1 pseudogene is annotated in these 335 nt (G+C 41.8%); it reads right to left on the reverse strand.

Annotated features, from left to right (window positions below):
- Positions 1–335 (reverse strand): annotated as a pseudogene (locus AAIG11_RS18020) (IS21 family transposase); the annotation flags it as partial.

The following is a 335-nucleotide window of genomic DNA, read 5'->3' on the forward strand; positions in this document are numbered from 1 at the left end:
GCTGAGTAACGACAGCCTCCAAACTCAACAAGACCAAACTTATTGACCTTTCTGCTTTCATACCTGGCTGTGTCAAAGGGTATTTTATTGACAGGTGCCATCAAGAGTTTCTCTTGTTCAAAGAGTGTATCAATCGATTTTTTTAACCGGTAGTGTTGCCCCTGATTTCGTTCGGAACATTTTTTTAGCAGATCGAGGTTAAACGTTTCCAGATGGTTAATGGTCGGTTCTGGCACAAACAAGTTCCTTCTGATAGTGCCAACCTTGTTCTCAACATTTCCTTTTTCATGTCCGCTGCCCGGGTTACAGAATTTGATTGAAAAGCCGTAATGTGT

It is taken from the genome of Anoxynatronum sibiricum (assembly GCF_039414295.1).
GTDB lineage: Bacteria > Bacillota > Clostridia > Peptostreptococcales > Tindalliaceae > Anoxynatronum > Anoxynatronum sibiricum.